This window comes from Paenarthrobacter sp. AT5 (genome assembly GCF_032764245.1).
GTDB classification, from domain to species: Bacteria; Actinomycetota; Actinomycetes; order Actinomycetales; family Micrococcaceae; genus Arthrobacter; species Arthrobacter ureafaciens.
This window is the reverse complement of record NZ_CP136441.1, coordinates 2,366,402-2,383,972: the sequence shown is the minus strand read 5'-3', so window position 1 is coordinate 2,383,972 and position 17,571 is coordinate 2,366,402. Positions and strand designations below refer to the sequence as shown.

Annotated in this window: 19 protein-coding genes; 9 read left to right on the top strand and 10 right to left on the bottom strand. The window is 62.0% G+C overall.

Features of this window, described 5'->3' with window-relative positions:
- The first annotated feature begins 27 nt into the window (after positions 1-27).
- On the top strand, positions 28-540 hold the full coding sequence (locus RI444_RS10885) for a hypothetical protein (protein ID WP_316963690.1): 513 nt from the start codon (positions 28-30) through the stop codon (positions 538-540).
- A 106-nt stretch (positions 541-646) separates the two neighbouring features.
- Here RI444_RS10885 and RI444_RS10880 read toward each other — a convergent pair whose 3' ends face one another.
- Both RI444_RS10880 and RI444_RS10875 read right to left on the bottom strand, forming a co-directional pair.
- Positions 647-1,111 (bottom strand): hypothetical protein, encoded by a 465-nt coding sequence (locus RI444_RS10880; RefSeq protein ID WP_316963689.1) that lies wholly within the window; start codon positions 1,109-1,111, stop codon positions 647-649.
- Between the two features lie 129 nt (positions 1,112-1,240).
- A complete protein-coding gene (locus tag RI444_RS10875) occupies positions 1,241-1,822 on the bottom strand; it encodes a hypothetical protein (protein ID WP_071416348.1) in 582 nt (193 codons plus the stop codon).
- Positions 1,823-2,413: 591 nt separating this feature from the next.
- Here RI444_RS10875 and RI444_RS10870 point away from each other — a divergent pair.
- Both RI444_RS10870 and RI444_RS10865 read left to right on the top strand, forming a co-directional pair.
- Positions 2,414-2,746, top strand: coding sequence for a hypothetical protein (locus RI444_RS10870; protein ID WP_316963688.1), 333 nt, complete (start codon positions 2,414-2,416; stop codon positions 2,744-2,746).
- A complete protein-coding gene (locus RI444_RS10865) occupies positions 2,727-3,053 on the top strand; it encodes a hypothetical protein (RefSeq protein WP_316963687.1) in 327 nt (108 codons plus the stop codon). Before RI444_RS10870 ends, RI444_RS10865 begins: the two co-directional genes overlap by 20 nt.
- 423 nt (positions 3,054-3,476) lie before the next feature.
- Here the strand turns inward: RI444_RS10865 and RI444_RS10860 are convergent, their stop codons facing one another.
- The 5 genes from RI444_RS10860 to RI444_RS10840 form a co-directional block, all read right to left on the bottom strand.
- Positions 3,477-6,539 carry a hypothetical protein gene (locus RI444_RS10860; RefSeq protein ID WP_316963686.1) on the bottom strand — a complete coding sequence of 1,021 codons (3,063 nt, stop codon included), beginning with the start codon at positions 6,537-6,539 and terminating at the stop codon, positions 3,477-3,479.
- Between the two features lie 76 nt (positions 6,540-6,615).
- Positions 6,616-7,179: a hypothetical protein gene (locus tag RI444_RS10855; protein WP_316963685.1), complete on the bottom strand. Its 564-nt coding sequence runs from the start codon at positions 7,177-7,179 to the stop codon at positions 6,616-6,618.
- 69 nt (positions 7,180-7,248) lie between these two features.
- Positions 7,249-8,142, bottom strand: coding sequence for an RNA methyltransferase (locus RI444_RS10850; protein WP_316963684.1), 894 nt, complete (start codon positions 8,140-8,142; stop codon positions 7,249-7,251).
- Between the two features lie 28 nt (positions 8,143-8,170).
- Complete coding sequence (locus RI444_RS10845) at positions 8,171-8,956, bottom strand: sulfite exporter TauE/SafE family protein (RefSeq protein WP_021470446.1); 786 nt, start codon at positions 8,954-8,956, stop codon at positions 8,171-8,173.
- Positions 8,957-8,976: 20 nt separating this feature from the next.
- Positions 8,977-9,762: an ABC transporter ATP-binding protein gene (locus tag RI444_RS10840; protein ID WP_031215928.1), complete on the bottom strand. Its 786-nt coding sequence runs from the start codon at positions 9,760-9,762 to the stop codon at positions 8,977-8,979.
- A 110-nt stretch (positions 9,763-9,872) separates the two neighbouring features.
- Here RI444_RS10840 and serB point away from each other — a divergent pair, with 110 nt between their 5' ends.
- Both serB and RI444_RS10830 read left to right on the top strand, forming a co-directional pair.
- Complete coding sequence (serB, locus tag RI444_RS10835) at positions 9,873-10,784, top strand: phosphoserine phosphatase SerB (protein WP_021470444.1); 912 nt, start codon at positions 9,873-9,875, stop codon at positions 10,782-10,784.
- 605 nt (positions 10,785-11,389) lie between these two features.
- Positions 11,390-11,758 carry a hypothetical protein gene (locus RI444_RS10830; RefSeq protein WP_021470443.1) on the top strand — a complete coding sequence of 123 codons (369 nt, stop codon included), beginning with the start codon at positions 11,390-11,392 and terminating at the stop codon, positions 11,756-11,758.
- A 134-nt stretch (positions 11,759-11,892) separates the two neighbouring features.
- Here the strand turns inward: RI444_RS10830 and RI444_RS10825 are convergent, their stop codons facing one another.
- The 3 genes from RI444_RS10825 to RI444_RS10815 form a co-directional block, all read right to left on the bottom strand.
- Positions 11,893-13,425 carry an ATP-binding cassette domain-containing protein gene (locus RI444_RS10825; protein WP_021470442.1) on the bottom strand — a complete coding sequence of 511 codons (1,533 nt, stop codon included), beginning with the start codon at positions 13,423-13,425 and terminating at the stop codon, positions 11,893-11,895.
- Positions 13,426-13,717: 292 nt separating this feature from the next.
- On the bottom strand, positions 13,718-14,470 hold the full coding sequence (locus RI444_RS10820) for an SDR family oxidoreductase (protein WP_207604784.1): 753 nt from the start codon (positions 14,468-14,470) through the stop codon (positions 13,718-13,720).
- A gap of 117 nt (positions 14,471-14,587) precedes the next feature.
- Positions 14,588-15,313 carry a beta-ketoacyl-ACP reductase gene (locus tag RI444_RS10815; RefSeq protein WP_021470440.1) on the bottom strand — a complete coding sequence of 242 codons (726 nt, stop codon included), beginning with the start codon at positions 15,311-15,313 and terminating at the stop codon, positions 14,588-14,590.
- A 151-nt stretch (positions 15,314-15,464) separates the two neighbouring features.
- Between RI444_RS10815 and RI444_RS10810 the strand changes: the two genes are divergently transcribed.
- From RI444_RS10810 to RI444_RS10795, 4 genes are read left to right on the top strand one after another with little or no spacing between them, the layout of a single operon-like run.
- Positions 15,465-15,959: a DUF3099 domain-containing protein gene (locus RI444_RS10810; RefSeq protein WP_062096857.1), complete on the top strand. Its 495-nt coding sequence runs from the start codon at positions 15,465-15,467 to the stop codon at positions 15,957-15,959.
- Positions 15,956-16,225, top strand: coding sequence for a hypothetical protein (locus RI444_RS10805; RefSeq protein WP_021470438.1), 270 nt, complete (start codon positions 15,956-15,958; stop codon positions 16,223-16,225). Before RI444_RS10810 ends, RI444_RS10805 begins: the two co-directional genes overlap by 4 nt.
- The gene (locus RI444_RS10800; RefSeq protein ID WP_207604783.1) at positions 16,226-17,092 is read left to right on the top strand and encodes an SURF1 family protein; all 867 of its coding nucleotides are present in this window, start codon (positions 16,226-16,228) and stop codon (positions 17,090-17,092) included.
- The gene (locus tag RI444_RS10795) at positions 17,076-17,561 is read left to right on the top strand and encodes a YbaK/EbsC family protein (RefSeq protein ID WP_207604782.1); all 486 of its coding nucleotides are present in this window, start codon (positions 17,076-17,078) and stop codon (positions 17,559-17,561) included. Before RI444_RS10800 ends, RI444_RS10795 begins: the two co-directional genes overlap by 17 nt.
- Positions 17,562-17,571 lie beyond the last annotated feature (10 nt).

Sequence of the window (17,571 nt, the reverse complement as noted above, 5' to 3'; positions counted from 1 at the left end):
CGTGCCACGGGGGAAAGGATGGAACGGATGAATCTGCGAGGCAAGGCGCGCGACGAGTTTCCGCTGGGCTGGTGGCACTCGGGGCGCTGGTGGCTCGAGGGAGCGCGCGAGCTGACGGTGAACTGCCTGGCCGCGTTGGCTGCTGTGTTTTTCCTGCGCGAGGCGCTGCGGCTGGTCCGCGATCGCGACAGCCCCGCTGATCTGGCGCGCCGGCGGGTGCCGACGGAGGGTTGGGTGGCCGGGCTCCTGCTCGGATGCATGGCTTTGGGTAGTTCAACGGCCCTGGCGGCCGTGGCAACACAGACGGGCTCTCCTGAACGGGGACTGGTCCAGGCGGCGGTCCTCATCGCCGTCTTGTGGTGGCTGGCCAACGTGGTCGTTTCAGTAACCGTGCTTGCGGTGCTGGCCAGGTCGCGGGTCCGGCAGCGGGACACCTGGGCCGAGATCGATTTCGTCGAGACACATGAGCCGAAGAACGGACGGCCGCCGGAGACGATCGAGGAGTACCGGGCGCTGCGCCTGAAGGGCGGACGGCTGTAGGGCTCCTACGGGACTGCCAGCCAGTCAGACAAAAGAAGACCCCGTGGACGTGATGTCCACGGGGTCTTCTTTTCCCGTCGGGCGGCAGTCGTACTGGAGCACCGGCCTAATCCCTCCGGGGGCCCTTGTCGAAGATCCGCGAGATGCGGTCGATTCCCTCGGCGCTGAAGATGTCCGAGACAGTGCCGGAGGTCCCGCTGCGCGGCAGCTCCGAGCGCAGGGTGAGCTTGGCATACCCCCTGGTCGGCCGGGACTCGATGACGTAGACGATCTCGTGCGAGACGAAGGCCGAAGTGGCCGAGTCCGGCTTCTTCTGGTGGGTAAGCACCCGGAAGCCGGCCCGGGTGCCGATGTAGTCGAAGAAGCGTGTAAGTTTCTCCTCCTGGAGCTGCCGCCGCTCCCCCGCGTTGCGGCCGGAGACTTCGATCAGCTGGATGTGCGTGCAGTCGACATCGTCCGTCGGCCGGCGGATGTCGTCGAAATCCCAGGTGGCTCTTGCTGCGCGCAGCTGCTCGTCGCTGGGGTACGCCACCCGCTCCTTGTAGTACCTGATCGGTCCGATGAGCGTCATGTCCGACCTCCTGCATCCTGTCTGGCGCGCGGGCGCATCCCGGGAGAGAAATGGCAGAGCCCCGCGGATGCGTGGTCCACGGGGCTCCGGTGCTGCAGGTCGATCGGGGCAGTCAAGAGGTCAGCCTCCTCAGCCGCAGTACTTGGTCTTGACGGCTTTGCCCTGCTCGCTGTCGACGGGCACGAGCACGACGTCGTTGACGCCGTTGGAGAAGACGAACTCCATGGTCGACTTGTCTTTGCCGAAGCTGATCGAGCCGGTCTCGGTGGTGCTGCGGCCAGCCTCGGTCCAGTCCACGGAGGACTTGGACTCGTTGATCTTGCCGGTGCCGCGGACGGTGTAGGCGTCCTTGAGCTCGCCCTTCGCCGCGGCCGCCTTAGGGTCGTCGAGGACGGAGTTGATGGAGTGGCAGGCGAGGTCCTGGCGGCTCGCGGTGTCGAAGTAGGTGATCTGGTCACCGTCCACGACGACGATGTCGCCGTTCTGTCCTTCCGAGGTGGCGAAGTACCGCCCGTCCCCGCCGGAGCTGCTGCAGCCGCTGAGCACCAGCGCGGCGCATGCCAGGGCCGCAGCGGTCGCGGCCAGCTTCGTCCGCGTCACGTGTGCGGTCCTGGTGATGTCCATGGTCTTCTCGTCCTTCTGGTCGGTCCTGTCGTCCTGGCTCTGTGTCCAGGCAATGAGTGTTCGGAAGGTCCAGCGTCTCGGCTCCACAGTTCAGAACTGTTTCCCCGAGCCCCGTTCCCAGGCCACGCCCGGGAGCCGAAGCTGGACTATCCACGCCCGCCTGGACGGACGATCTGCTCAGCCGGGGCTGAGCAGATTTCCACTCGTATACCTGTTTTCTCTACCAGTATGGCAGACCACGTACCACATGTACCACCTTGCACATGTCAGTCAGGAGATGACAGGGACAACTCCAGACACAGAGAGCAGCAAGCGGATCCCTGCGCGGAGAACGCCTGTAGGACCGCGGCGTCGTGTCCGGTGTGCCACTCGGACCCGTCGGGGCCGGGGGTTACACCGCACGCGGGGAGGAGGTGACCGGGTGTGGAGTAGAGGTGGTGGACGGTGCAGGGGGCAGAAGCAACTGACATGTCCCCATTGTCGGACACTGGGCCGTTTTGTGCCGAGCCGGCAGCGGACCAGGATCAGTCCGTTCCGGGCGTTGTCGGAGCCCTTTCATAGCTTGGTGCCCAGGGGATCGAAGAACAGGACCAAACGTGATTCCCGGGAGAGAGGCGGCAGGCCGTAGCCGCCATCTTTGTGGGTCGTCTATTCGAATATATGTTCTAAGGTTGTGTTATGTCCTCCGAAGAGTTCGCCGCTGCACTGCAAGCGCAGTATGCGCGGCGGGCCGGCCCGATCGGGCTGACCGCGGAAGAGCTCGACTTCGAACACTTCCCGGCCAAGAACGGGTATCCCGGAATCCCCGTCAAGGCATGGATCCGGTTCCCGAACTGCGCAGAACTGGTGGACGGCGAGGTCTTCGCCTGGACAGCGAAAGCGGTCGAAGTGACGTGGAAGGACGGGCCGGTGACGTACCGGACCTGGGTGTGGAGTTCGGCGGTTACCCGCCGGGAAGAAATGATGAACAGGAATCTTGGAGAGCGGACCCGTGGCAAGAGCAACAACTGACAGCCCCCTGGATGTACCGGTGCAGGTCCGGTTTACAGCAAAGGGCATTCCCCTGGCCGTCAGATGTGACGGCAGGATCTGGGCTGTAGCAGCAGGGCCTGTGCACTGGTTCACCCGCGCCGACTGGTGGAACACCGCCAAGCGGGCACCGGTGGGCTGCGGTGACCTGGTCAGCGTCGAACACTGGCAGGTCCAGGTCCGGCTGACATCCACTTCGGCGCTGCGAACCTTCGAGCTGCGCCGCGACCCACTGTCCGAGCAGTGGCTGCTGGCCGGGATCAGCGACGTCGGGGCTGCCGCGGCCTGAGCCTCGGAGAATTCCACCTGTCATCCCCCTATCGACTCATATTTGAGTCATGGCTATTGATGACTACATTGCTTTCAGTGCTGACATTGCATCGTCTCTGCGATACAGTGCTGATACAGCATCATCCGTCAGTCGATACGCATGCAGGTGGGGTACATGTCTTCGGAACGCCAGGGACAGCTTGAGGTAGGCACAAGCTCGCCTACCCAGGCTGCGCTCCCGGCCGAAGATGAAGCATGGGCAAGCTTTTGGGCTGGCATCGCCGCCATATGGGTGACGCTGCCTCCGTCAGTTCAGCAGGAGTATGCTGCGCGCTATCCAAAGGGGCAGGAAAAGGCGGCAGGCTAATCAAGTGCGCTAAGCCCCGTCCGGATTATCCGGACGGGGCTTCGTTTTGTAGGGCTATGCCCAGCAGGCTGGGTGTTACGCCGTAAAGATTGGCTCATGGGCAACATCGTCGTCCCAGTAGTTGAAGCGGTCACCCAACACTGCCAGCAAAGCCCGAGGCTCAAAGCGGACGCGCAGCTCCAGTCCCCACCCTCGTATGGTCGTGACCGCAGCGTTCGCGAGGTGCACCCACATTGCGTCTTCGGTAAAGACATCCGCCGGCGGCATCGGATCGTCTGGGCGCTCCTCCGCCCGCAGGAGGCCCTGTACCCGTTCCAAGTCGTCTTTGGTGAGTGCGTTCATATTCACACCCAAGCGGCGTGCCCGGCCGTTGACCACGATGTTGACGACAGCGAGGAGAAGGTGCCAATCCTTCCATCCTTGGGCACGCAGTGATGCCATAACTTCCGTGAACTGCTGGTCTTTGGCGAGACGCTGAAGCGTCAGCCGCACCGGAGGCCGCATCGTCTCGTAGCGGCCCGCGATGGCATCAAGAACCTTGGCATGGTCGTAGGCCGCGGCGTGTTGCGGCAGCTTTCCGCGCAGCCTGGCATCAGGCTGCGGCGAGCGGGGTTTATCGGCTCCGATGAGGCCGTCGGACAATCCGCTGATTTCGTCATAGAACGCATCTTTGTGAAGGTCGACGAGTTCGTCATACGGCCGTACGCAGGTCAGCATGTTCGGCAGGTTGTGTTCGTAGGTCCGGTTCATCACATCGACGAATGCCCGCTGTCCCAGCAGGGACTGGGTGACGATGACCTGGAGCGCCGCTGAGGCAACCTCCAGTTGAACCGCCTCGGCCGTTCCGGTTCCGGAGCGGGTAAGGGTTACCAGATGTCGCGGTGTGCCTTCACTGCGCCCAGACGCTGGCGTAAAGGCCGATCCGGGTTCGACGGGCTGGTCGGCGACGTCGACCTCTACACGGATCTCACCTGGCATGAGAAGGAGGTCTTCCCCGGCAAGGTCAGCAAGGGTGATCTGTGCGGCAGCAACAAACCGTTCAGCTGCCAGAACGTGCGCGCGGTCATTTGGGGTCGTGACAATCCACACGTTGCCGAGTGCGCCCCAGGTGTACTCGCGAACCGGACCGGCATCGGAGAATGGCCGTCCAAGGCCGTCCCGGTCCGCCGTATCGGCGATCTCGTCTTCTCCTGGGTGGTCAATGTGCGCCACCGAAGCCAGCATGGGAGTCACGAGCTGGTCAAGCTGTGTGGACTTTACAACCGACTCGATGGCGGGCACCAGTGCCGGGCGAAGGGCGGCAGTGGCCCGGAGGATGTGGCACTGGTTGAGCAGCATGTCCTGGAAGTACGGATAGCGTTCGAGGCTCCAGGGGTCTCCTGCCAGCTGGGCCTGGGCCCAGATTCCGATTCTGAACGTTTGGGTTGCTGTCAGCCACTGGCCGGCCTGGTGTTCATAGGTGGCAGCCAGGATGATTCCCCGGGCCATGAGGACGGCAAGATCGGGGCCACCGCTCGATTTGGCGATCATCGCCGCACTCATCGCATACTGTTTCGCCGCCAGCGGGAGTCCGAGGTCGCTGTAGACCGCCGACGCGAGCAGCATCATGATGGCCGCTCCCTCCGCGGTGTCCCCACTGAGCCAGTTCAGTTTTGCGGAGTGAATCTCCCGGAGTGCCTCCACGGGACGGCCTCCCTCGAGCAATGCCATGGCACGGCTCTGTGCCCGGTCGCCGGCCGCCGCCTGGCCGGAGCGCTGAACGGTCACGTTGTCCAGCGACTGCCGCACCTTGAAAAAGTCCGGATGATCGATCAGGACGGGCGCGGTGAGGTCGAAGATCGACATAAGGTCATCCAGCGGTACCATCGGTGCTTCCGGCAGAATCTCCACGAGATCCACCAAATACCGCATGCCGGCGTCCAGATCGCGCAGCTCCGCGTCTGACGGCATGGCGGGGAGCGTGCGTCCTTCCCGTTTGGCGGCGCTCAGCTTTTGGTGGATCTCTGACAGCCGGGGGCCGGGGCCGGCGGCTTCCTCGAGTTCCTCCAGTGTCACATCGGGGGCCCCAAGGGCGAGTATGGCCGTGGCTGCCAGCAGGCCTGCTTTTGCATTTGATCCTGCTGCGGCAGCCAGTCCGGCTTCGAGCAGACGCTCCAACTCAGCACTCCAGGCTTCTGCCTCATCAGCCGTGACAGTGGTTCCGCCACCTGGCAACGTCGCCTGTAGGAGCCGGAGAAGGGTGATGGCGTCAATCAGAACGCCGGAATCGGATGGCTGGGATGCGAGCCGGTTGAAGTAGCCACGGAGAATCGCGTCAACTGGCTTCAGCGTGTTCATACCGAAGCCGGTTGCGATGACGATCTCGTAATCGACGCGGTTCAGGACGCTGGGGTGCCCATCGGCGGCGTTCCGGAGCACGTACGCCGCAGCCAGCCAGTCCGGCAGGTCGGCACGCGCCGCAGGATTCAGGCTGGAGAACCGAAGCCCCTCCCTCAGATCAACGATCTCCCCCATGGAGCCCGACAGGTCCGACGGGGACCGCCAGCGGTCACGCTCCTCGAGGTACCACTCGGGGAGCCCCTCATCGGAGTCTTCGCGTGCGGGTGCGAGCGAAGAGGGCACATGAAGAAATTCAACGGCGAGGTGGAACAGGTCAGGGCTGGCAAGCTCATTTGCGATCGCCTGCGCGTCCCAAATGTCCAGTGCAATCGAATACTGGCTGCGTGCATGTTCCTGGAGCTCATGCCTCTTCGCTGTGTCGACAGGGCTGATGGTGAAATAGATGACACGGTTTACGGGTTCACCTTTGCCACCGATCTTCGCGAGATCAGACTTGATCTTGGATGGAATTTTGGTGCGCTGGGCAGTGACTGCAAGGACCACGGCGTCTTCTGTGGCGAGGGCGGTGAAGAAGGACGTGTCGGGCAGCTCTTTCGCCACAACAGTCCAGAAGCTTTCGGCGTCCCGGCCTCCATCGCCGCCGGCGGACACCGGGCCAGTCGCCGGTATGACGTTGCTCACGATGCGGCGGCGGGTCAGGCCGAGACACAGCTGCTCGAACGCATGATGCGCGTTATTCTCACCGATGCTCTCAAGGTGGAACCGGATCTGAGTGGCCAGTTGGGTAGGAGAGTTCAACGTCTGGGGCTCCTGGATTGGTACGAATCTGTTCCCTTGATCTCCCGGCCTGTTACGACCTCCACGCCGGGGCACCTCATGTGGCTGATCTCTTACTTGGCCGGCCGATCCATACCAAGTGCCTCTCAGCGATAGGCTGCCCTCGCAACATACGGCCCCGCAGCACGCCCACCCTTGTTCGGCCCTCGACCAACTGAAGACCTTGATCACCTGGATTGATCAGATCCCGGTCGAGCACGATGGGCCACCGCTTCCAGGTCCCGTGGGTCTCCCAGCAGAGCTTCACGCCCATGTGCACGCCGTGCTTCCGCACAGCTATCGAGTGGTCAGGATCAGCTTCGTAACATTCGATGGCATCACCATCGGAGGGCCCTGTCGGCATCGCCACAAAGTCTTCGACGGGCAAGGTTTCTACCTGCCAATCGATCCCGCTGAGGTCGATCTCACCGTAGTCATTCAGGAAGGGGTCATGCCCGGCGTGGTCGAACACCCATTGTTCGAGCACGTCATCGGGCCAGCGAAGTTGCCTGGCCTTCGGCAGCTGCCGGAATTCGGCGAACCCGTATCCCTTCTCGCTGCACTGGAGCGCGTCCAGGGAGAAATCAGCCAGGTGTAGTCCAGCGTTGTTGGTCGGTGTCATCTGGCACTTCTCCCGGATCTCGTGGGCATGCTTCCTGCGGCTTGTCCTGAAGCTATCGTCCGGCATCGGCTACTTCGTCGCGTAGAACGCCACTGCCGACGAGGCAGCGACGTTGAGCGAATCCACGCCGTTCATCATCGGAATTGTTACGCGCGCGTCGAGCACTTGATCGGTCTCAGGTCTCAGTCCCTCACCCTCGGTGCCGAAGACCAGCGCCAGGTTCGGATGGTCCTGGGCGACCAGCTCATCAAGAGTGATGGCACCTTCGCCGAGCGACATGCCGGCCACGAAGTAGCCAGCTTCCTTGAGTACCTCGAGGTCCCCAGGCCACGACTCGATCCGGGTCCACGGCACCTGGAACACCGTGCCCATCGACACGCGGATGGAACGGCGGTACAGCGGGTCGGCGCACTGGGGCGAGACCAGGACAGCGTCGATGCCGATGGCTGCGGCGCTGCGGAAAATCGCTCCTACGTTCGTGTGGTCGGTAAGGTTCTCAAGGACCGCGATTCTCGATCGTCCTCGTAGCTGAGCGGTTTCCGGCCCTTGTACTTTGGAACCACTGACATTCGTGTGGTCGACGATGTCCTCGAGGACAGCCACCCGCTGTGCGCTTGCGAGCAATTCCGCCAGCGGCACCGGAACCGGGCGGTGCATGGCCGCCATCGCTCCGCGGTGCAGATGGAAACCGGTGATTTCCTCCAGGAGGGCTGCCGTGCCGATGAAGACGGGGACGTCGGGATGGGCCTCGAAAACGTCACGCAGGTCCTCAAGCCATTTTTCGGCGAGGAAAAACGATCTCGGCTGGTGTCCCGCTGCCAGCGCGCGGCGCAGTACCCGCGAAGACTCGGCGATGTACATTCCCTCCGCCGGTTCGCGAAGTTTGCGGAGATGGACGTCGGTGAGCGTGGTGTAGTCCGAAACGCGGGGATCGTCGGCTGATTCAAGGTAGTGGAAGGTCACTGGAGAGTCATTTCGAAGGATTCGCGCATCATTTCACGAGGTTGGCGATCATGAAGCCCAAAGCAACGATGCCCAGGGTAAAGATCACGCTGCGCAGGACCTTGGGAGAGAGCTTGCGTCCCACCTTGGAACCGATCAGCCCGCCGATTGTCGAACTGACGGCAATGAGCAGCACAACGAGCCAGTTGATGCGATCGAAAGCGAAAATCAAGTAGGAGATGGCCGCCACCATGTTGACGGTGAGGGTCAGGATGTTCTTCATCGCGTTGGCGTTCTGCATGGTGCCGGAGAGGAAAACTCCGAGGATGCCCACCAGAAGGATTCCCTGTGCCGCAACGAAGTAACCGCCGTACACGCCTGCGAGGTAGACCAGTGCCACCAGGAGGAACCCGTGGCTCTTGTCCTTCAAGGCATGTTCAGGATTCTGTTCCCGGTTCTTGATCCACGCTTGGAGCTTGGGCTGGAACATGACCATCAGCAGCGCCACTACCAGCAAGACCGGTGCGACGTACCCGAACACCTTCTCCGGCAGGTGAAGCAGCAGCCACGCGCCCGTAATGCCGCCGAGCAGTGAGGCGGGCATGAGCTTCAACAGCTGCCGCCCCCTGCCGGCCAATTCGCGCCGGTAACCCCAGGCGCCTGCGGCAGTGCCCGCCACAAGCCCCATGGCATTGCTCATCGAAGCCACCACCGGAGCGACGCCCAAGGCGATCAGCACCGGGAAGGTCACCAGGGTTCCGGAGCCTACGACGGCGTTGATGGTGCCGGCCCACAGACCAGCGAAAAAGACCAGAATGCTGCTAAGAAGTTCCACAGTTGGTATACGCGTCCGGTCTAGCGGCGGGCGGTGGCGGTGTAGCGGCCGGACTTCTCCGTCACGTCAAGATCGAGCCCGAAGGTCTTGCTGAGGTACTCGTCCGTGAGGACTTCCTTGATAGGTCCGGCAGCCACGATTCCGCCCTCGCGCAGGAGCATGGCGTGGGTAAAGCCCGGCGGCACTTCCTCGAGGTGGTGGGTGACGAGCACCATCGCGGGGGCGGCGTCGTCCTGCGCCAGCTCACTGAGTTTGTGGACGAGTTCTTCGCGTCCGCCGAGGTCCAGGCCCGCGGCCGGTTCGTCAAGAAGGAGGAGCTCGGGGTCCGTCATCAAGGCCCGGGCGATCTGGACACGCTTGCGTTCGCCCTCCGAGAGTGTGGCGAAAGGCCTGTTCAGGAGCGGCCCCATCCCCCAGTCGTTCAGCAGCGCAAAGGCGCGGCGTTCGTCGTCGCGCTCGTAGCCTTCGCGCCAACGGCCGGTCACGCCGTAGGCCGCAGTCACCACCACGTTCAGGACGTTCTCCTGCTCCGGGATCTGGTTGGCCAGTGCTGCCGACGACAGGCCTATGCGGGGGCGAAGCTCAAAGACGTCGACGCGGCCCAGTACCTCGTCGAGGATGCCGGCCTTCCCGCTGCTCGGATGCAGACGTGCTGCGGCAATCTGAAGAAGCGTCGTCTTCCCGGCGCCGTTGGGGCCCAGGATGACCCAGCGTTCGCCCTCATTGACCTGCCAGTCGACCTTGTCCAGCAGTGCCTTTTTGCCTCGGACAACGCTAACGGAAGCCAAATCCAGAACATCACTCATAGGAGTAGACACTAGGACAAAAATGAAGATGACTGATAACCGGCGTGAACGCCGCATTGTGAAGCAAAACGAATTCGGGTGGGTGCGGCTCCGTCGATAGGATTGACGGCATGACTTCGAACTTGGCTGCGGTCAGCTATGGCGTGAATGTGAATCCCGAATCCCTGGATGAGGTGCGTAAGGCGCTGGCCGCTTTCGGTGCCACGGTGTGGTCGGAATCCAGTACGTCGTCAACAACACAGTCCGGCGATGCCCGCTACGAGGTGCACACCATCAGTTTCTCTGCCGAGGCCGGCACTGCCGAAACCCTCGGGACGCTTCGCCGCCTGGTGTCCGACGCGGCGCCGGCCGGAATCGATGTGGCGGTCGTTCCTGCGGCCCTGCGCGAGGCCGGGAGGAAGCTGCTGATCATGGACGTCGACTCGACCCTTATCCAGCAGGAAGTCATCGAGTTGCTGGCCGCCCACGCCGGAAAGCGCGACGAAGTGGCCGCAGTCACCGAGGCGGCCATGCGTGGCGAGTTGGATTTCGCCCAGAGCCTTCACGCCCGCGTAGCCGTGCTGGCAGGCTTGCCCGCCGCCGTCGTCGATTCCGTGCGTGACGAGGTGCGCCTCAGTTTGGGTGCGGCGGAACTGGTGGCCGCGTTCAAGGCAGCCGGCCACGTTGTCGCCGTTGTTTCCGGGGGCTTCAACCAGATCCTCGGACCTATCGCCGGGGATCTCGCCTTGGATCACTGGATTGCCAACGAACTGGAGATCGTCGACGGCGCTTTGACAGGAAAAATTCTTGGCGCAGTGATCGACAGGGCAGCGAAGGAAAAATACCTGCGCGAGTGGTCTGCAGCTGCGGGCATCCCCCTTGAACACACCATTGCCGTGGGCGATGGCGCCAATGACCTTGACATGCTGGGTGCCGCGGGTATCGGCGTTGCCTTCAACGCAAAGCCGGCTGTTCGGGCAGTGGCGGATGCTGCCGTCAACATGCCTTACCTCGACGCAGTACGGCACATCGCCAACGTCTAGCTCTTCTTTGGGGCCCGTCGACGTCACGAAAACCGTTTAGGACATACCTATAGGGCGTGACCATCGCAAGAGCGTGGCAGCTTCACTGCCTCCCATGCCTGCGGTGGTTGCGCCACAGCGCGTGGCATGGCACCTGATCCAGCCTGGTGACGTTCCCGTGTTGTTCCGTCTGCCGGCGTGTTCCAGTTCGTGTGGCAGGCAAAAAATGTGACCGGTCAGCTCGGCGGCTGACCGGTCACATTTTTTTGTGCCGTAGGCGCGCGGAATTGAAAATCCTGGTGCCACTATTCGTGACGCGGAATTATCAAGTCTTATCCAAGTCTTTACCGAAATGCCGATCAACGCCATCGGTTTCCTTCATTGCAATTAGTGCGTGATATGTTCCTATTTCCAACAGGAAATCCGCTGTCCTTTCCGGCTGCGGAAGATCAGTGCTAGGGCATGGTGTGAGCGGTTCGCGTAACGCATGGAAGTGGTGGAAACGCCGTGAGGAAGTAAAGCCGCCGAAAGGTCATCACGACCTTCCCGACGACCGTTTAGTGCCCTTGCATGAAATCTTTCCTGGGGAGAACACCGGTTACCAACCAGAACAGGAAAATGTAGATATGAGCTCGCTCGATGACGCCGTAAAGCAGTTGTTGTCCATTGAAGGTGCCACTGCGGCGGCCGTGGTGGACCACACCAGCGGAATGGCTTTGGCGCAGGGCGGAAGCCCCGGTTTTGACCTGGGGGTTGCCGCCGCCGGTAACTCCAACGTCGTCAGTGCGAAGATCCGCACGATGGCGGACCTCGGCCTGGACGGCGACATCGAGGACGTCCTCATTACGCTGGAATCGCAGTACCACCTGATCAACGTTTTGAACTCCACCGCCGCGAAAGGGCTCTTCGTATACCTGGTGCTTGACCGGACGTACGCAAACTTGGCGCTGGCGCGGCATAAGCTCAAGAACATCGCGAAGGTGATTTCAATCTGATTCCACCACAACACGTCTGATTCGACAGCAACAAGAAGGGGTGGACCGGCCGGAAGGCGGGTCCACCCCTCTTTGTGGAAAATTGAATGCTGCTGCCGGGCAGCGGAAGAACCTCGCTACCCGGCGGCCTTCTGTCATCCCGGCAGGAGCGTGTCTGTCACGCCTTTTGAACGACGGGCCGGGCTGTTCCCTGACGCGAACTTGTCACCCAGCATGTGGTGCACCAGGACATCCTCATTGGTGTTCGCATTGGCTTCGATGGATACCAGCTCACCGTCGCGCATCACGCCAATCCGGTGGCACCATCCGACGAGCTCGGACAAGTCGGAGGAATGGAGGATGATGGCCACTCCCGTTTCACATAGCTCACGGAGCATCCTGTAGACAATCTCTTTGGCGCCAATGTCTATGCCCCGGCTGGGGTGGCTAAGGATCAGGATGTCGCACTCTGCGGCCATCCACCGGGCCAGGCGCACTTTCTGGTGGTCCCCGCCTGACAGCGTGCTCATTGTCCCCTGGATGTTGCCGGTTTTGATGCGCATCTGCTGAACGACATCGATCACGCCGCGCAGCTGGCTGACCTCATCCTCCACCGAGGATGCTCCAGCCTGACGGTTCCGGCCCTGCTGGAGTTCCTCGGCGATGCTGGGGTCCTCGTGGAAGTTATGGTCCGAATCCGGGAGGAACCCGATCTTCCTGTGCCGGGCGTCAGTTTCGGACTGAAGATCCACCTGCTCGCCATTGACATGGATTTCCCCGCACGTCATGGCGCGGACGCCTGCCAGGGCTTCAACGAGGGCGTAAGTTCCCGAGCGATGGGTACCCACCAGGCCAAAGATTTCGCCCTTGGCCACGGTGAACGTCACGTCCCGAATGTCTTCCGCCACGCTGAGGTTGACTACCCGCAGAACCTCCTGATCTTCAAGGAGGCCGTTGGGGCGGTCGGAGCTCTCGGGTTCTTTCTGCAGCAGGAGGAGGGCGAGCTCTTCCACGGTGCACTGGGACGCATCAAGGATCCGGTGCACGACGCCTTCGCGGAGAACAGCAATGCGGTGGGCAATCGAGCGCACTTCATCCAACCGGTGGGTGATGTAGATGATGGCGCGTCCTTGGCCTGTCAGCATCCGCAGTACCTTGTGCAGCACTGCTACATCGTGGTCCGGCAAGGAAGCCGCGACCTCGTCCATGATGACCAACTGTGCCTCTTCCGCCACCATACGGAGGACTTCCACCAGGGCCTGCTCGGCGCGGACCAGGACTCCTACTTTCGCGTCAGGGTCCAGGTCCACCCCCACCTCCGCGATGAGCTTTGCTGCCTGGGCCCGGAGCTCGGGATGGGGCTTAGCGGCCTGGAACGTCCTGCGGAAGATAGCCTTGGCGACGGTCTGTTCAGGATCAAGCCGAAAATTTTGGGGAATGAGGCCTACGCCGCAGGCCTGGGCTGCTTCCAAGGAGTCCGGGTTGAAGTTTTCGCCGGCGAGGCTCATGCGCCCGCCGTTGGGTAGATGGGAGCCGGTCAGGACGTCCATCAAGGTGGTTTTACCCGCCCCGTTGGTGCCTATCAATCCCAGAATCTCTCCACGGTGCAGCGAAAAGCCTACACCGCGAAGGATGCGCCGCTGGTCGTGTGACGCACGGATATCGTCCACGTGCAAGAGAAGGTCCACAAAAGCTCCTGGTTTCGCGAAATCGGCGCTGGCGGCCGGAGAAATTCTTTTGGTGCGCATCGGTCCGGGCGGTGGGGCGCATTCACGAACGGAGCACATTGCCGAGTCAATCAGAAGAGACTTTGTAATGCAAAAAATGGTTCTTGAAACAGAAACTCACAAAACGTGATGGGAAAAGATGGAACTTTTATTGAATTGGTAAGTGACTCCAATCCCACGCAGCGGAAAGTGTGGTCAACAACAAAAGAGGGGGCCCGGGGCATTTTGTCCCGGACCCCCTCTTGAAAAGGCTTTACTGCTCTGACTTCCCGAAGTAGTCAGCGCCGCCTACGTATTCGGTGTGTCCCGATTCGACGTCCGCGGTGACCATCTTGGCTACTTCGGCGGCAAACTCTTCCACCGAGTACAGCTTCCCGGCCTCGGCGCGCCTGGCCTCGATGGCGCCGGGATTTGAACGGTCCAGGAGCGTCGCGGTCACCGTGCCCTCGATCATGTCCCCGGACACCACCACCAGCTTGATGCCTTTGTTGGCGAGGTCAGGCAGCAGGGCGCGCAGGGCGTCCTCCCCGGCCCGCTTGCTCTTGGCAACTGGCTCGTACTCGGGCATGGTTGGCACGGTCTCAACGAAATGCGCCTGGTGACTGGTGACGAAAACCACCCGGGAGCCCTCCGGCATGAGCGGAACTGCAGCATTGAGCATGTTGATCTGTGCATCACGGTTCAGCTTCAGGGCGTACCCCTCCTCCATCCCGGATTCCATGCCGCCGGAGGCGTTCAACACCAGGATGTCGAGGGAGCCGAATTCCTCCATGGCCGTACTGGCGAGGGCGTGAACGCCTTCTTCCGTGGTGAGGTCTGCGCCCACTGCTGTAGCGCGACCGCCCGCAGCCTGGATATCAGCCACCACCTTATTGGCGCGGGGCGCCTTCTGGCGGTAGTTGACGACGACGGCGGCACCTTCGGCCGCGAGGATCTTGGCAACCTCTGCGCCGATGCCGCGGGAGGATCCCGTCACAATGGCTGTCTTGTTATCAAGCGTTCCCATGCGTGCTCCTTCTGTTCACTTCTTCCACATCTTTGGGCCCTGCTTCCATCCTGCCGGTGGCAAAGCGGAATGCGTGTTGTGGAGCCCCCACAAATTGTTTGTCCCGGTGCGTCGGCGCTAGTGGCCCATGCCAAGGCCGCCGTCAACGGGAATAACGGCGCCGGAGATGTAAGCCGCCTCATCGCTCGCAACCCAGCGCACAACGTTGGCCACCTCCGAAGCCTCCGCGAAACGCCCCGCAGGAACGTTGGCAAGGTAGGACTTCTGGGTCTCTTCCGGAAGCTCAGCCGTCATATCCGTGTTGATGAACCCCGGTGCTACGACGTTTGCCGTAATGCCTCGGCTGCCCAGCTCCCGCGTCAGCGAACGCGCCATGCCCACCATTCCGGCCTTGGAAGCGGAGTAGTTGATCTGGCCCGGAGCGCCGTAGAGGCCGGAGACCGAGGAGATCAGGATCACCCGGCCCTTGCGCAAACGGATCATTCCCTTGGAAGCCCGCTTGATGACCCTGAAGGCGCCTGTCAGGTTGGTGTCCAGAACCGACGTGAAGTCGTCCTCGCTCATGCGCAGGAGAAGAGTGTCCTTGGTGATTCCGGCGTTGGCCACCAGAACCTCCACCGGGCCGTGGGCCTCTTCCACGATCTTGAAGGCTGCATCAATGGAAGCCTCATCCGTCACATCGGCTTTGACCCCCAGGATGCCTTCAGGCAACTCCGTTTCGCTCCTGTAGGTAACGGCTACCTTGTCTCCATTTGCGAGGAAAGACTCGGCAATGGCCAGTCCGATTCCGCGGTTACCGCCGGTAATAAGGACGCTGCGGCCGCTGGGTACTGCTTCAGGCATGAATGGGCTCCGAATTCTGCGGACTCTACCGCGATGACGAGGGATTTCCTGCCTCGATCTTAGCCGCCGCCTCCCGCAACGCGCTGGTAACCGCTTCTGCCAGCGCGGTTTGGGTGACTCATCGGATCGGTGAGAGAATTAACGGGAGCCTTTGGAGCGTGATTATTCAGCTGTGACACGAGAGAACAGTCCCCTGCAGCAGGTGCCCGGGGATCCGGACGCCTACTCGAGCGACCCCGAGGTCCATAGCATCACTGATGCAGCAGCTGCACACTCCGAGGACATGCGCGAACGCATGATCAAGTATTCAATAGCCATGGGCATTCGCATGGTCTGCATCGTCCTCATTTTCGTAGTGGATGGCTGGTTCAAGATCCTCGCCGTGGCTGGAGCTGTCTTCCTGCCCTGGATCGCGGTGGTTATTGCCAACGGCAGCGACAAAGCCGAAGTCCACAGTGATTCATTGCTGGACTACGTCGCCGTGCCGGAGATTGAAGGCACCAGCCAGTCCGGCAGCGATGAGGAACCCGAAGCGGATGACTCCGTCACCCTCCTCCAGGGCGAACTGGCGGATGACGAAACTCCCGCGGGCGACGATGCATCAGAGGAAGCCGGGAACGCCGGCGACGAACGGGCAGCTTCATGAACATCTTCAACCTCGGCGGCTTGGGCGGCGAGGAATCCCCGCGCGCCGCGGCGCCTGAACAATGCTCGCGCAAGGGGTGCCGGGCAGCGGCCGATTGGCAGCTCCTGTGGAACAACCCCAGAATCCATACACCTGAACGCCGCAAGGTATGGCTCGCATGCAACGAGCACCGGGCCTGGCTTGAGGATTACCTGCAAACGCGGGGTCTGTGGAAGGAAACCGTGCCTTTCGGATCCGCGGCAGCGTCAGTGGGCGGGACAGCCTGAATGTACCGTTTCCTGTTTTCCAGCAAGTGGCTGGGCTACTTTGTCCTGGCCGTCATCTTCGCGACGGCGTGCGTCTTCCTTGGCCGCTGGCAGATGGATCGGCGCGCCGAGACACTGGCTGAGATTGATCGCGTCGTCAGCAACTACTCAGCTACCCCGATGCCATTCGCCGATGTAAAGGACCAGTTCCGCCACTTGGATCCGGACCGTGAATGGACCCAGGTGGAGTTGCGCGGCAGCTATGACGTCGACGGGCAGCGGGTAGTCCGCAACAGGCCGCTCAATGGCCAACCCGGCTACGACGTCGTTGTTCCATTCCGCCTGACCACCGGCGAAACAGTGATCATCGATCGCGGCTGGCTACCGATTGGCAACAACACTCCGGGAAGGCCCGACGTCGTTCCATCGCCTCCTGCAGGTGAGGTCACGGTCGTCGCCCGCCTCAAGCCGTCCGAGCCGAAACTGGACCGCGGCGCGGTGGAAGGCCAACTCGCTTCCATCGACCTTCCGGGATTTGCCGAGGAACTGCCGTACACCATCGAAACGGGTGCCTACGGGCAGCTGGCAAGTGAGACTCCCCCTGTGCAGCCGATGCCTACGCCGTTTCCCAAGCCGGCCACTGAAGAGGGAACCCACCTTTCATACTCACTCCAGTGGTTCGCTTTCGGAGTGTTGATGTTCATCGGCTTCGGCTACGCTGCCCGCCAACAGGCACGTAACGCGGCAATCGATGCTGAGGACGATGAAGACGACGACGTCATCGCCGCTGCAGGTCCCCGGAAGCGGCCGGCACCGGCCCCCCGGCGAAACAAGAAGCCCACGTCGGAAGAAGAGGAAGACGCGATTCTGGATGCCCAAGGTTACTGAAAAGATCCCGGAGCCGGTCCTGTCGGTCAAGGCGGCGCTCACGGCGCTTGGCGTTGCGGATACCGTACGGATCTTCGACGAGGAAGTTCCGACGGCGGCAGCCGCAGCTTCCGTTTTGGGCTGTGAGGTCGCTGCCATCACCAACAGCCTCATATTTGAGGTAGACGGCGAACCTCTTCTGATCCTGGCGAGCGGCGCAGCGAAAGTCGACACGGCATACGTCGCCCGCCGGCTGGAAACGGGACAGATCCGCCGCGCCAAACCCGAATTCGTCCTGGCGCACACCGGCCAGGAAGTGGGCGGCGTGGCACCAGTGGGCCACCCCGCAAAGATCCGTACCATCCTGGACAACTCATTGAGGGTTCACTACGAACTGTGGGCAGGCGCAGGAGACCATCACTCGATGTTCTCCATTACCTACGAGGACCTGCGGCGAATCACCGACGCCGAAGAACTCGACGTCCGTTAGCCCGGCTGCG

What these genes read in the sequence shown, in the direction of transcription:
- RI444_RS10855 (WP_316963685.1), bottom strand. Translation starts at nt 7,179, where the DNA reads ATGACACCGACCAACAACGCTGGACTACACCTGGCTGATTTCTCCCTG.
- serB (WP_021470444.1), top strand. Translation starts at nt 9,873, where the DNA reads ATGACTTCGAACTTGGCTGCGGTCAGCTATGGCGTGAATGTGAATCCC.
- RI444_RS10820 (WP_207604784.1), bottom strand. Translation starts at nt 14,470, where the DNA reads ATGGGAACGCTTGATAACAAGACAGCCATTGTGACGGGATCCTCCCGC.
- RI444_RS10830 (WP_021470443.1), top strand. Translation starts at nt 11,390, where the DNA reads ATGAGCTCGCTCGATGACGCCGTAAAGCAGTTGTTGTCCATTGAAGGT.
- RI444_RS10840 (WP_031215928.1), bottom strand. Translation starts at nt 9,762, where the DNA reads ATGAGTGATGTTCTGGATTTGGCTTCCGTTAGCGTTGTCCGAGGCAAA.
- RI444_RS10800 (WP_207604783.1), top strand. Translation starts at nt 16,226, where the DNA reads ATGTACCGTTTCCTGTTTTCCAGCAAGTGGCTGGGCTACTTTGTCCTG.
- RI444_RS10880 (WP_316963689.1), bottom strand. Translation starts at nt 1,111, where the DNA reads ATGACGCTCATCGGACCGATCAGGTACTACAAGGAGCGGGTGGCGTAC.
- RI444_RS10795 (WP_207604782.1), top strand. Translation starts at nt 17,076, where the DNA reads ATGCCCAAGGTTACTGAAAAGATCCCGGAGCCGGTCCTGTCGGTCAAG.
- RI444_RS10815 (WP_021470440.1), bottom strand. Translation starts at nt 15,313, where the DNA reads ATGCCTGAAGCAGTACCCAGCGGCCGCAGCGTCCTTATTACCGGCGGT.
- RI444_RS10805 (WP_021470438.1), top strand. Translation starts at nt 15,956, where the DNA reads ATGAACATCTTCAACCTCGGCGGCTTGGGCGGCGAGGAATCCCCGCGC.
- RI444_RS10885 (WP_316963690.1), top strand. Translation starts at nt 28, where the DNA reads ATGAATCTGCGAGGCAAGGCGCGCGACGAGTTTCCGCTGGGCTGGTGG.
- RI444_RS10870 (WP_316963688.1), top strand. Translation starts at nt 2,414, where the DNA reads ATGTCCTCCGAAGAGTTCGCCGCTGCACTGCAAGCGCAGTATGCGCGG.